This is a genomic window from Nitrospirota bacterium (assembly GCA_020851375.1).
Lineage (GTDB): Bacteria > Nitrospirota > 9FT-COMBO-42-15 > HDB-SIOI813 > HDB-SIOI813 > RBG-16-43-11.
In genome coordinates, this window is the sequence record JADZCV010000045.1 from 1 (window position 1) to 12,420 (window position 12,420).

Genomic DNA, 12,420 nt, shown 5'->3' on the forward strand with positions numbered 1-12,420 from the left:
ATACTTCTCACCATACTGCTCTTCTTTATTGTTCTCCGACATGATTGATCCCCCCTTTGTTATCTCCAGGATCATCATGTCATATCAGGTAAATCAGGGGAAGATGGGGTTAATTAAACGCTTACCTATATTCTCCCCTTTTTCAACAAGTCCCTTGGGAAGACACCAAACCATCCCATCCTTGACTGCGATGAGTGCTACCTCCGTACGATCGTCAGTTCGACGAAAGACTACACCGCCTGCGGATATACGGCGTTCTGTTTTCATAGCATTCGCCTGCTGATCCTTTCTTAAAGACCTGCAACTATTATAACACCATTTTTAAATCAGACATTCTTTGAAAGTATTGAGAACTAAAACAGGGAACCCAAACCTGTAGACAGGTAATAGACAGAGGCAGAAAGTGCCATAATAACAAGTAACATAAATATTAATAGTAGTGTTCTCATGCAATTCATATCAATATCACTAACGGATTTTTCTCTCATCTGTAACTTCCAGTCATCAGTAATCTTTTCCATGCGTCAAGGAGGCAATCCAGAGTCTCCCATGCAAGAAGGGCATTACTTCCAAGCCTCGCATTAATATCCAGAAGAACCGGCAGATAATTGCTTCTTAATCCTATATCCATGCTAACAGGACCCTCAAGGTTTAGGATTCCAGCGGCCCTGGCACCTATTCTGACAATTTCCGGCCTGTCAACCCTTTCGACAGAAAGGACATTCCCTGATAGGTCACTGTTTAAAGAGGTCTTTTCGAGCACTACTGCCGACATTATCCCGCCACCCTTTTCAACAAACAAATTCAGATTAAATACAGCGCCTGGTATAAGTTCCTGAAACACGAGGCCTTCCCTGGTCGTATCATACAGGTCCTCATATCTCTTGTAGATGACGACATCCCTGCCGTTCCTGCGAAAACGCGGTTTTGAAAGAAGAGGAAACCCGAGTCTTTCTGCGATTACATCTGCAGGCGTTACTTCGTCGCAATATGCCGGCACTGCAATGCCATGGCCTGCCATTATTACTGCCGTCTTTAACCTGTCATTAGTAATATCAATTGCCGTTTGAGATGAAATTAATACACTGCATCCCTCCCATTCAATCTCCTTTTTAATGGAAGAGATGACCGGAAGCTCTTCAATAATCGTCGGTATAAGCAACGAAGGGCGTTCTCTTCTTATAATATCCATCAGGGTTGAAACATAATTAAGATCATCCGCCTGCGGGGTAATATAGAATGTATCAACCGCGCGCCTGACATCACGCATGTCTGTACCTGTTATACTAAATGACTTCGCCTTGAAATAGGTTACAGCAGAACGTCCGGCAGGACTTCCTATACCAGTTATCAATATGCTTCTGTTGTGCAGCATTGTTACCTGTCAAACACGACTCTTATTAATAATTATAGTCGTCATGAGAATCATTATTCTAATGATCAGACGACTTTATATCTATCTCGCTGGCAATAAGGACGCCGTTTGCGTCTACTTTCCCCTCAACCTCGATCTTAACACCAGTCTGAATATCAACCACAGTAGCACCATCCTTAAATTTTGTTATACCCGTAATTATGCTAACCGGCAATCCATTAATCTCAAATTGCCCGCTTTCATCCACACTGCGTGTAACAAACCCTTCCAGCTCAATACTTTCGTCCCCGGCTTTATCAAAGATATCATCTTCAATTTCGATCTTACTGGCTTTCAATACCATGCCGCTGCTCAAATCAATAGTGCCTTTCACTTCCACATACAAATTATTACTTAGCCCACCAGGCGGAAGTTCATTAACACTGTCACAGGCCACGGTTAGTGTACCTATGTTAAATGTACAGACTTCAGGAGTATCTGTTAAGTTCGCGATAACTCCCTTGATCTCCACTTTAGTTATGCCTGGCACGAAGTCATTTGATTTTAACTCAATATAAGCAGCCTGAATCGTACCATTGGAATCTACAACAAATCCACTTACCTCAATGACATTCCCTTGAACTATCTCCCCAAGTATAGCATTGACGTCACCAGGAGGAATCTTCTCATCAGTTATTGAATTCTTAAACCATGTTGATACATCTACTTTAATCGTCTGCCCCATCACATCAATCGTTTGAGCTGCAACATCAACGGCAGTCACAACCCCTTCAAGGTTATCTTTGAACTCAATCCGCTTTGCTACAGGATTCCCATTGGCATCGTTCTCCCAATGAACCGTCACTATCTTTCCTTCGTCCAATAAGCCACGGTCGTATGCCTGAGTTCCATCTGAAGTTGATTCACCACTTCCCTCGATCCAAATAATAGCTCCAGATGTGGAATATTCAACACCGTTTACCCACACGCTTCCGAAGTTAGTTATCCTTCCCACACTTATCCCGGTTCCCCCAATTCCACCGCCTGCATAGTCAGTCGTTGTCCCGCATGAAGTAACCACCAGAAGCAATAACCACGGAAAAACCATTTTACTAACTGACCATCTATTCATTATCCTTCTCCTCTCTTGTTTCTTCTTCAAAGTAGTACACACCTATACCAGCCCGATGCCTGCCTGTGCCGCGGATAGATGGATTGTTATCCCTGTCATGTTGTGATAACCAGGCATCCAATTCTTCGAGGAGTACTTGCCCCTTTTGCACTGATACCTGCCGGATTTCCGGCAGAAACTCAGCAGGAAGATTATCATAGGAAACCTTTCTCTGAAGAAATCTCTGACCGGCTTCCCTGGTAATATTATTGTCAATCGTAGATATAAGATCTCTGACATCCGTACCAAGAATGCCAAGTTTTTCAACATCACTCGCAGCAGGAACATACGCCCGCGTAAGAAGACTGATACGGCCAGAAGGCAGATGGTCAATCACACCGACCCTTTCAAGCTCGTCAAGCACTGCCCTGACAGGCATGTCGCCGCTATAATGCCTTACAAGCTCACTGAACGTCGCCCCGCTCCCGTCAATTGCCAGTTCTGCCGGGTTACCCCTGCTATCAGTGAACCTGCTGTCACGAACCCAGCCGGTAACGACCCTTGCAGCCCTGTTATATCGCTCAACAGTCTCTTCATTTCCTGTGTCTGAAAGCCCCTGAACCCTGCTGACCTCCTTGCGTGTCAATCCGGTAATTACTGAAACACGGGAAGCCGTCTGCCTTTTATTGGGGAGTCCGAACTCTTCCATAGCAACCTTTACATAGACATACTTTGCAAGATCTGCAAATGTCCCGTATGGCACACCATTACGCAACAATATCCTGACCAAAGGTCGCAGAAGACTTACTATTGCTGCAAACAGTGTCTTTTTAACATCCTCGCTCATATTTGGGATAATATTCCCAAATAAGATGAATGTCAAGTCTTTTTATTTAAGAACACTAAGAATTCTTGGAACAAGCTGCTTCTTCCTTGAAAGGACCCCTTTAAGATCAGCAATATTTGGGGTAATAACAGGATAACCTATTTTTGTAATTATGCCGGAATCTCCGGTAAATAACAGAAGACTGTTTTCATAAATTATATCAGACACAAGCAGGCAGGCAAGTGTCAACCTGTCTTCAATCATAATCTTGTTGAGAGATTCGAGAAGCGACTCTTTTATCTTTTCAAACGTCATCATCTCAATTACTTCAATCTGCCCTATCCCTATTTTTTCCTTTCCGACTTCGTAAACCTTGTAATCAGTCCTGATTATCTCATCAGGCGACTTCTTCAAAAGATCTGAACTCGCATTAAACAACTCCTCACCCAACTGTTGAATGTCCAGGCCCGCTATACCAGCCAGATAAGCAGCGGCCTTCCGGTCCCTGTCTGTCGTAGTGGGTGACTTAAGTATGACTGTATCAGATAATATTGCTGCCAACATGATACCTGCATAAGGCGGCTCAGGCTCCACACCATGTTTCAGGTATAACTCGGCGATGAGTGTATTCGTGCAGCCAACCGGTTCAACAACAAAAAGGATCGGATGAAGCGTCTGAAAACTCCCTATACGGTGATGATCAAATACTTCTGTTACTTCTGCCTCTTCGATTCCAGGGATAGCCTGGCTTGCCTCATTGTGATCAACAAGTATGACCTTTTTTCTGATATCCTTAAGCATATTAGTCCTTGTCAGGATGCCTGTGAGCTTTCCGTCAGTATCAACGACAGGACAACCCCGAAGTGAGGAATCAAGCATCTTTGACTTGACATCAAGCAGAAGGTCATACGGTGAAACAGAGAAGAATTCACTTGAGAAGACCTCTTTTGCAGGTGTACTCAGGTGCATCAATCTGACAGTAGTCGCTGTATCATATGGCGATGAAATAACGCTGACCCTGTTTTTCTGCGCCATATCAAGGACTGATTTCTCCGGCAGGAAACCACCTGTTACAATAAGGCATCGCGCCTGCCCCTCAATTGCAAGTCTCTGAATCTCCCTCCTGTCTCCGACAATAACTACACATCCTTCTCCTGAATAGTATTCCATGACCTGCCGGAAGCCTTCTGTCTCCATTGCGCCGACAACTATCCTGCCAGGCCTTGCGTCATTTTCATCAAATAGGAATAAGGAATTCCCCTGTATCGCCTTTGATATTCCAATTAAGGAGGCCACTATACGGTTGGACGTAGCAGCATCTGCATGACGCGCATAGAATTTTGCAAGGTCATGAAGCGTTATAGCACCTCTGTAACGTCCGTCCCTGTCTGTCACCGGGACCATCAGGAGGTCATAGTTATTCATCAAATCAAGCACATCGCCTACAGGCATTTCAAGATGAACTGAGAGCGGCTCAGAGGTCATTACATCCTGCACCCGTATCCTCACATCCGGCAGATAAAGTGGTGGTTCAATGCCAAACCGGTTGAGGACAAATTCTGTCTGAACGTTTATAGCCCCTGCCCTGGCAGCAATTATATTCGTACTGCCCGTAAGCTGCTTAAGACGGGAATAGGCAATGGCAGCACATATGGAATCCGTGTCAGGATTTCGGTGACCAATTACATATATATTCTGATCTGACATAATCGTATTATACTGCGACAGAAAATATCCTGCCGAAGATATATCCAATGCCTGCGGCAAGAGAACCAAGCAGAACAGTCTCTGCGCTGCTCTTTAACCAGTGCGTCCTGGTCAGCACAGTCTTGCCGATCCCTAACCCTAAAAGAATGGCAAGGGCAAGCGCGATGCTGAACTTTAGCGCACCCATTGAGTCATGAATAAAAGCAAACGGGAATATCAGCGGCAGCCCGCCTATGATAAATGATATCCCCATGATCACGCCCACCTTTACCGGATTGTCAAAGTCTTCATCTACAATCCCAAGCTCATCCCTCATCATGAACTTAATCCATCTATCCTTATCTGAAGTAACCCTGTGCACTATCATCTCAACCTCATCCTCTGTAAATCCGTGGTCAGTAAATATATCTCTTATCTCCTGACGCTCCTTCTCAGGGGACTCAATTATCTCTCTCTTTTCACGCTCTATCTCCCGCTCAAAGAACTCTTTCTGTGACTTGGATGCAAGATAGGCCCCGAGGAACATGGAAACAGCGCCGGCAATCATCGCAGCCATGCCTGTGAGAAAGACTATCCGGCTGTTATTGATGGAGCCTGTAACTCCTGCCACAAAGCCAACAGTACTTACAAGCCCGTCATTCATCCCAAAGACCACTTCCCGGATCTGCCTCCCTTTGGGCGTATGCCAGTCCTCATCATGATACCTTTTATGAGGATGCTGCACCTCATCCCTGTTTCCAAACCAGGTCTTTACGATTTGTGGCAATGTTATCTGCACAATGATTGATTATATGGCATTTGCAGGTGATTTGACAACTGAAAGAAGAGGATACGGCAATCTGCTGTCTATGACAGATTTAATGCGAAAGAGATAGCGCTGCGCACTTCAAACATTTTTTCCATTGATAACGTAGTGATCAAGGAACCAATGTTTGCCTTTGATACGGTCTGTAAGTGATCGCAATTAATAGCACAATCATTATTCATACCGTCATTCTTCGATAAAAATACTTCGCTCGGGATGTCTCTGATTGCAGAAGTTACAGGGGCAACTGTAACTTCACCCAAATATTCCAATATGGAATTCCTGGTTAATATGACAACAGGGCGCATTTTGTCAGGGTTCGTGAATTTGTACCACCTCACCTCTCCACGCTTCATTCATCACCCCAGTTCTGCTCTGATTCCCAAACACTGAATTCGGTCTTATCAACAGGATAACGAGCGTAGCCTCTTTTATGTTTTTTTTCAAGAAGTTCCGTGTTTACTTGCTTAATAGCCTCTTTCAATGCCTTCCTGGTAAAAGCAGAACGTGTTGTGTGCAATTTCCTGACAATTCCATCAACGGCTTCCACAAGGTCGTCATCCAGCGTCATTTGAATAGTCCTCATAAGCCCCTCTAAATAATGTGATTATTTATAGCTATAATATCCAACATGAGATCTAATGTCAATTCCACTACGGGGAAAATAGTCGCTGTCCCTATTTTCCCCGGGTCATTCTGAATGGATCTAATATACTTTCAGCTTCTCTTTTGGACATTATGCCTTTCTCTATGACAATGTCCCTGACAGTCCTGCCTGATGCCAGCGCCTCCTTTGTTATCCTGGCGGCGGCCTCATATCCTATAACCTGATTGAGTATTGTAGCAAGAGATATGCTCCTGTCGGCAAACTCCCTGCAACGTTCCTTATTTGCCTCAATCCCCTTTACACACCTGTCAGCAAACAATTGCAGGACATTCGTCATCAGGTGGATGGACTGCTGCAAATTGTGATTAATAACAGGCATCATGACATTTAGTTCGAGCTGGCCAGCCTGTGCCGCAAGTGTTATCGCCGTATCGTTTCCAATGACCTGAAAGGCGGTCATGTTTAGCACCTCTGCCATAACCGGATTGACCTTGCCAGGCATGATTGAAGAACCGGGCTGGACTGCAGGGAGACGTATCTCAGCAAGGCCAGTCAGGGGACCTGAGCTCATAAGCCTTAGATCATTCGCAATTTTTATCAATTCGATAGAAAGAAGGCGCAGGGCCCCGGACAGAGATACAAAATCTCCCATGCTCTGCATAGAGGCGATCAGATTGCCGGATCCGGTCAATCTCAGGCCTGTAATCTCCCTTAGATGCCTGATTATTTTCTTTTGAAATTGGGGGTGCGTATTTAAACCTGTGCCTACGGCAGAACCACCTATGCCAGAGATGAGCATGCGTCCCCTTGCCTGTTGAATCTCATGTAGCACACTATCTATTATTACTCCGTATGCCCTAAATTCCTGACCAAGCCTTATTGGAACCGCATCCTGAAGATGTGTCCTGCCTGATTTGATCACTTTATCAAATTCCCTGCCTTTTTTGTGAAACGCCTTCGACAATTCTTTCAGCACAGCAATCAGCTTATCAGTTGCAATTACTGCCGCAATCCGCATTGCAGTGGGAAATACATCATTGGTTGATTGGGACATATTTACATGGTTATTCGGATGTATAACCGAGTAGTCGCCTCTTTTGCCTCCAAGTATCTCTATCGCCCTGTTTGCTATTATCTCATTGGCATTCATGTTGTGGGATGTACCGGCGCCTGCCTGAAAGACATCAACAACGAACTGGTCGTGCAACATGCCTTCAACTATTTCTCCTGAAGCCTTTGTAATTGCATTACCTCTCTGCCTGTCAAGTTTTCCAACTTCCATATTTGCGAGCGCAGCAGCCTTTTTTATCATGGCTGTTGCAATAATGAATTCCTTATATTGCAGAATACCGCTTATAGGAAAGTTCTCAATAGCGCGTACAGTCTGGATGCCGTAGTAAGCGCCCGCAGGGACATTTAGCTCACCCATTGTGTCTCGCTCAATCCTGAATTGTCGTCTTGCTTTTTTCATCAATTATAAGTACCCTAAGACCGTCACTTCCTGCTGCCACATAGATGTTGCCATCATCACCGATAAATATGTTTTCTATCCCATCAACAAACTCATATTCTATCGCCCACCTCAGTTTCCCGGGCTGACTAATATCAAAAGAAGTTATTTTTTTTCTGCCTGCCACATAAAGCCTGTTTTTATGCTGTAGTATATTCCTGATGGGATATGGCACCTTTTTAGTACTAATCTTCCTTATCAGCAAAGGATCAGAAACATCAAGCAAAACAATGCTGTCATCAGCCACTGCATAACCATATTTGCCATTGATATAAATATTACCAATGTTATCCATACTAAATTGTGTCTTCTTTACTGGATCTTTCATTTCGCCTGCTTCAACGACACTAAGCCCCACCCCCCTCTCTGCAATATAAAGATCCCCGTCTGATACAGCGATACCACAGGGGATATTCGCAGTCTTGTAATTTCCAATTAAGGCCGGTCTTGCAGGATCTGATACGTCAACCACCGCTATGCCATCTTCTCCATCAGCAATAAAGGCTTTATTACCCTCTACGACTACATGACTTGCTATACCCCTTGTGTCAAGACCACCAATTCTTCCTGGCCTGTATATATCACTGATATCAACGATGTGCAAACCGGCATCTCCGGCTCCGATAAACGCCAGATTGTCACGAACAAATAAATCTACTGAATTCCCCGGCAGTTCCAGTTCGGCAATCCATGCAGGGTTATCAGGATTGCTTATATCTATTACCTGCATTCCCTTTGAACCGGCAGCCAGATACACATACTTCCCCCTGACATAGAGATCATGAGCATAACCATAATATCCATACCCCCCGGCTTCAATCGGTTTTTCCGGATCCCTGATATCAATAACCTTAATTCCGCCTTCCCAATCCGCCACATACGCATAATCACCCTTAACCTTGACATCCCATGCCATACCTTTTGTATCGAGAGCGCCTTTAATCACAGGACTTGCGGGATTGCCTGCATCCACTATCTGCAGACCACTCTTCCAGTCAGCTATGTAGGCATATCGTCCAGCTGAAGTTATTCCCCTCGCATTCCCAGGCGTCTTCATCCTGCCTGCAATCACCGGATGCACAGGATCCTTTACATCCAGGATGTGGAGTCCGGAATCATATGACACGACAAAGGCATATCCTTTATCAACAAATACATCCTCAGCTCCCACCGCTTCCGGATAAGCGGAAGCGATTACAGGATTTACAGGATTACGCGCATCTACAATAAGAAGGCCGGACTTATCAGCTGCAACATATGCATATCCATCACTTACAGTTATCCCCCATGCAAGCCCCTTTGTATCAAACCTGCTCAGTAGTTTGGGATCCCGTGGATCTTTGACATCAATAATTGAAACCCCTCCCCTGTGGTCAGCCACATAGACCATGTTATCCACGACCTCTACAATATAGGCAAGTCCCTGGGTCTGATAGTGGCCTACTATCCTGGAGTTTAGAGGATCGCTCACATCAATGATTTGAAGTCCATGGTCATCATCACCAACATAGGCAATGTTGTCTTTTACAAAAATCCCCTTAGGAGATCCCGGCGTATGGACATTTGTCAGGTGAACCGGCCGGTAGGGATATGTTATGTCATATATATGCAGCCCGGAATTCCAGTCTGCAAGGTAGAGGTAATTTCCGGATATGAATATCTTCCTCGCATAACCACCTTTTGTATTATCACTTACTGTAACACCTTCAGACACAGTGCACAGCATATTAAGTGTAACGATTAGCACTAATGAAATCCATATACCCTTTTTCATTTTCCTCCTACCGCACCTCCATCTCAGTTGCCCATTCAACAACCTCACTCGTAATAACCTCCCGCTTCCCTGCAAGATAACCGTACCACTTAACAAATGAATCTATGACAACGATAATCGCGAGTATTGCCATAGCTGCCACGAGTCCGGCATCAAGCCTGAATGCAATGGCCTCGGTAGGTGTTGCAGCCTTAGTCGCCTTCCCTAAAAACATGTAGAGGAGTTTATATGAGGCTGTCATTGTCATTACAAACATAAAGACCATGGGGATAAATGTCACCCATGCATACTTAAGCCTGTCCATTTTTATGAGGATAGTCGTTCCGACGCAGAATGCGAGGGCTGCCAGGAGCTGATTTGCAACACCAAACATAGGCCATATGGTGGATATACTGCCTGAGTATATCAGGTAGCCCCATGCACCAACTACTACAAGGCTTGTAAGGATGGTACCGGGCATCCAGTTTGTCCTGGCGAGCGGTCTGTAAGCATAACCGCCTAATTCCTGCAATATAAACCTTGCGACCCTTGTCCCTGTGTCTACTGTTGTCAGGATAAAGAGCGCCTCAAACATCAGTGCAAAGTTATACCAGTACGGCATCAGTCCCTTCATTCCCGGAAGGTTCGAGAATATGTACGCCATCCCAACGGCAAGGGATACTGCCCCGCCGGGCCGTCCGGCCACATCAGTCCCAACCATGCCTGACAACTCCTGAACTTTAGAGACAGGGAAACCCATTTGAGCAAGCACATCAAAGGGCAAGGTAGTGTTTATTGCAAAATAATCACCTGGTATCAGTATTGTTGCTGCAACTACAGCGATGACTGCAACAAAACCCTCTGTCAGCATGGCTCCAAAACCTATCACCTTAATCTCCGACTCTTTCTGAATCATCTTGGGCGTAGTCCCTGAAGAAATGAGGGAGTGAAATCCTGAGATTGCACCGCATGCTATAGTTATAAACATGAAGGGAAACACAGCCCCGGGGATTACCGGGCCGCCCCCGCCAACAAACGCTGTAACTGCAGGCATCTGGATATCAGGGGCAAGGATTATGACACCGGAAGCAAGGAGCGCGACTGTCCCTATCTTCATATAAGTTGAGAGATAATCCCTGGGACACAGAAGAAGCCAGACAGGAAGAACTGATGCTATAAAACCATATGCAGCCATGCAAAAGACAAGGGTGGTGCGCGAGAGATTAAAATAAGGTTCAAGGAAAGAACCAGGAACATACCTCCCGGCAATTACAGCGGTCAGGAGGAGAATAACCCCAATGGCGCTTACCTCACCAACCTTTCCATACCGGATTTTATACAGATAAATGCCCATAAACAATGCTATTGGCATGGTAGCAGCTATGGTAAATGTCCCCCATGCACTCTTCGTAAGCGCATTAACCACAGCAAGTCCAAGTCCTGCAAGGGCAACCAGGATAATGAAGAGAATGGCAAGGGCGGCTGTAACACCGGCAACCGGACCAACCTCATCCTTTGCAATCTGCGCGAGAGACCTGCCGTTTCTCCTCACAGATGCTGCGAGGATGACAGTATCATGCACAGCCCCTCCAAAAGAGGCCCCAATCAAAATCCATAAAAATCCCGGAAGATATCCGAATTGCGCTGCAAGGACAGGTCCTATAAGGGGACCAGCGCCGGCTATTGCCGCAAAGTGGTGGCCAAACAACACCCACTTATGAGTAGGATGATAGTCCCGCCCGTCTGCCAGCCTTTTCGATGGTGTAAGCCGCCTGTCATCCAGTGAAAGCACCTTTGCAGTTATGAATGCTCCATATAGCCTGTATACGATTATAAAAAGACATGCAGCAGCAACAACAAGCCAGAGCGCATTAACCTTCTCAGCAGGGTTTATTATTCTGGTAACAACAGAAAGGGCGAATGACCCGACAATAGCAAGTATTACAGTAATTAGCGTTGACAGTTTCATGATCGGGTCCCCTGAATATATTTGCTGCACAGCCGTTTATAAAACATCTCAGCAAGATCGAACAGGTTTCTTGTATCCGCCTCATTATATCTTATCAGCAGGTCCAATGCCCTGTTGTCGCCATTGATATAACGGTTCCACAGAATAACTGCATCATAACCGCTCATTCCTGTGATGTCATCATCCCTCCTTATCCCCAGATATGCCTCAAACTTCTTAAGACCACCCCTCATCCCGAGTTTGTGTCCTGCCAGACAGAGGTCAAAATGCGGGAAATTTATATTAAACCCGGGCATACACTTTTTAAGAAATGGGACATCAAAACTGCGCCCTGAGAATGTAATCAGGAGTTTATAGCCTGACAGGACATCAGACAATGCCCTTTGGTCCAGATTTATTCCCTGAATATATGTCTTCATGCCATTACAGTCATACAATCCAACAACAGTCACGGCATCTTCACCAGGATAAGTCCCTGTTGTCTCAATATCAAGACATACCGAATCCTTCCGGAACTCATCAAAGAGTCTCCAGTGTTCATTGTGATTCAATCTTGATACAAAGTAAGAACTGTCACAATTGTTCAATGCCGATAATGCCCCCGTCAGCCTCATGTCAAGCATATGTTTTCTTACCGGAGAAATGCCCCTGATATGACTTTTCCCAAGAAAGTCATTCCAGGTGACAGCCCCCTCCTTCCATATATGCCTCTCAAACCTTGTGCCGATACCCGGCAGGAAACAGAAAGTACGTCTGATCATTCAGTCAATTTTAATAT

Annotated in this window: 11 protein-coding genes; all 11 read right to left on the reverse strand. The window is 45.2% G+C overall.

Going from position 1 to position 12,420, the window contains the following annotated elements; genetic code table 11:
- Positions 1-484: 484 nt before the first annotated feature.
- The 11 genes from IT393_09355 to IT393_09405 all read right to left on the reverse strand — a co-directional run bounded on the left by IT393_09355 (position 485) and on the right by IT393_09405 (position 12,403).
- The gene (locus tag IT393_09355; protein ID MCC7202848.1) at positions 485-1,375 is read right to left on the reverse strand and encodes an ATP-grasp domain-containing protein; all 891 of its coding nucleotides are present in this window, start codon (positions 1,373-1,375) and stop codon (positions 485-487) included.
- 58 nt (positions 1,376-1,433) lie between these two features.
- Entirely contained in the window at positions 1,434-2,486 is a 1,053-nt protein-coding gene (locus IT393_09360; GenBank protein MCC7202849.1) for a hypothetical protein, read from the reverse strand.
- A complete protein-coding gene (locus IT393_09365; protein ID MCC7202850.1) occupies positions 2,479-3,312 on the reverse strand; it encodes a hypothetical protein in 834 nt (277 codons plus the stop codon). The genes IT393_09360 and IT393_09365 overlap by 8 nt, the downstream gene beginning before the upstream one ends.
- Before the next feature lie 42 nt (positions 3,313-3,354).
- Positions 3,355-4,998, reverse strand: a complete 1,644-nt coding sequence (locus IT393_09370) for a putative manganese-dependent inorganic diphosphatase (protein ID MCC7202851.1) — start codon at positions 4,996-4,998, stop codon at positions 3,355-3,357.
- Between the two features lie 7 nt (positions 4,999-5,005).
- Positions 5,006-5,776 carry a VIT1/CCC1 transporter family protein gene (locus IT393_09375; protein ID MCC7202852.1) on the reverse strand — a complete coding sequence of 257 codons (771 nt, stop codon included), beginning with the start codon at positions 5,774-5,776 and terminating at the stop codon, positions 5,006-5,008.
- 68 nt (positions 5,777-5,844) lie between these two features.
- Positions 5,845-6,159 carry a type II toxin-antitoxin system PemK/MazF family toxin gene (locus tag IT393_09380; GenBank protein MCC7202853.1) on the reverse strand — a complete coding sequence of 105 codons (315 nt, stop codon included), beginning with the start codon at positions 6,157-6,159 and terminating at the stop codon, positions 5,845-5,847.
- A complete protein-coding gene (locus IT393_09385; GenBank protein ID MCC7202854.1) occupies positions 6,156-6,389 on the reverse strand; it encodes a ribbon-helix-helix protein, CopG family in 234 nt (77 codons plus the stop codon). The genes IT393_09380 and IT393_09385 overlap by 4 nt, the downstream gene beginning before the upstream one ends.
- A 91-nt stretch (positions 6,390-6,480) precedes the next feature.
- Positions 6,481-7,881, reverse strand: a complete 1,401-nt coding sequence (locus tag IT393_09390; protein ID MCC7202855.1) for an aspartate ammonia-lyase — start codon at positions 7,879-7,881, stop codon at positions 6,481-6,483.
- Positions 7,850-9,694, reverse strand: coding sequence for a hypothetical protein (locus IT393_09395; GenBank protein ID MCC7202856.1), 1,845 nt, complete (start codon positions 9,692-9,694; stop codon positions 7,850-7,852). Before IT393_09395 ends, IT393_09390 begins: the two co-directional genes overlap by 32 nt.
- A 7-nt stretch (positions 9,695-9,701) precedes the next feature.
- The gene (locus IT393_09400; GenBank protein MCC7202857.1) at positions 9,702-11,642 is read right to left on the reverse strand and encodes a carbon starvation protein A; all 1,941 of its coding nucleotides are present in this window, start codon (positions 11,640-11,642) and stop codon (positions 9,702-9,704) included.
- Complete coding sequence (locus IT393_09405; protein MCC7202858.1) at positions 11,639-12,403, reverse strand: ribonuclease H-like domain-containing protein; 765 nt, start codon at positions 12,401-12,403, stop codon at positions 11,639-11,641. Before IT393_09405 ends, IT393_09400 begins: the two co-directional genes overlap by 4 nt.
- Between the last annotated feature and the right edge of the window lie 17 nt (positions 12,404-12,420).

Excerpts from the sequence above, each read along its gene's own strand:
- IT393_09355 (MCC7202848.1), bottom strand. The coding sequence starts at position 1,375 with ATGCTGCACAACAGAAGCATATTGATAACTGGTATAGGAAGTCCTGCC.
- IT393_09360 (MCC7202849.1), bottom strand. The coding sequence starts at position 2,486 with ATGAATAGATGGTCAGTTAGTAAAATGGTTTTTCCGTGGTTATTGCTT.
- IT393_09365 (MCC7202850.1), bottom strand. The coding sequence starts at position 3,312 with ATGAGCGAGGATGTTAAAAAGACACTGTTTGCAGCAATAGTAAGTCTT.
- IT393_09370 (MCC7202851.1), bottom strand. The coding sequence starts at position 4,998 with ATGTCAGATCAGAATATATATGTAATTGGTCACCGAAATCCTGACACG.
- IT393_09380 (MCC7202853.1), bottom strand. The coding sequence starts at position 6,159 with ATGAAGCGTGGAGAGGTGAGGTGGTACAAATTCACGAACCCTGACAAA.
- IT393_09385 (MCC7202854.1), bottom strand. The coding sequence starts at position 6,389 with ATGAGGACTATTCAAATGACGCTGGATGACGACCTTGTGGAAGCCGTT.
- IT393_09390 (MCC7202855.1), bottom strand. The coding sequence starts at position 7,881 with ATGAAAAAAGCAAGACGACAATTCAGGATTGAGCGAGACACAATGGGT.
- IT393_09395 (MCC7202856.1), bottom strand. The coding sequence starts at position 9,694 with ATGAAAAAGGGTATATGGATTTCATTAGTGCTAATCGTTACACTTAAT.
- IT393_09400 (MCC7202857.1), bottom strand. The coding sequence starts at position 11,642 with ATGAAACTGTCAACGCTAATTACTGTAATACTTGCTATTGTCGGGTCA.
- IT393_09405 (MCC7202858.1), bottom strand. The coding sequence starts at position 12,403 with ATGATCAGACGTACTTTCTGTTTCCTGCCGGGTATCGGCACAAGGTTT.